This is a genomic window from Halomonas sp. DP5N14-9 (assembly GCF_019802175.1).
Lineage (GTDB): Bacteria > Pseudomonadota > Gammaproteobacteria > Pseudomonadales > Halomonadaceae > Halomonas > Halomonas litopenaei.
This window is the reverse complement of the sequence record NZ_JAHVHR010000011.1, coordinates 1-512: the sequence shown is the minus strand read 5'-3', so window position 1 is coordinate 512 and position 512 is coordinate 1. Positions and strand designations below refer to the sequence as shown.

General features: G+C 50.6%; 1 tRNA gene and 1 rRNA gene. Both read left to right on the top strand.

What is annotated here, in order from left to right:
* Positions 1-106: ribosomal RNA gene (locus KUW00_RS08750) — 16S ribosomal RNA — on the top strand; the annotation flags it as partial.
* A gap of 113 nt (positions 107-219) precedes the next feature.
* A tRNA-Ala gene (locus tag KUW00_RS08745) sits at positions 220-295 on the top strand.
* Positions 296-512 lie beyond the last annotated feature (217 nt).

Sequence of the window (512 nt, the reverse complement as noted above, 5' to 3'; positions counted from 1 at the left end):
GTGGTTAGCCTAACTTCGGAGGGCGATCACCACGGTGTGGTTCATGACTGGGGTGAAGTCGTAACAAGGTAGCCGTAGGGGAACCTGCGGCTGGATCACCTCCTTAAACGACACGTCATCTGACTGTCGGTAAGTGCTCACAATGAATTACCTGATCAAGCAAGAGTAGCGACTGAAGGGTCAACGCTCGAGGCTAGAGTAGCTGGACCCTTGTAGTATGGGGCCATAGCTCAGCTGGGAGAGCGCCTGCCTTGCACGCAGGAGGTCAGCGGTTCGATCCCGCTTGGCTCCACCATTTTTCGATTTCGAGTAAAACAGTCGTCAAGTTCTAAGCAAGATGCTTGTTCGCCATCAGGCGACATCAAGTCTCTCGCTTAGAGCTTTTGCTCTAACGCTCTTTAACAATGTATATCATGCTGACAAAGTAAGATACGTTTCAAGCGTATCCGGCAATTGTCGTGACATCATCGATTGACAGACCCTTTGGGGTTATATGGTCAAGCGATGAAGCG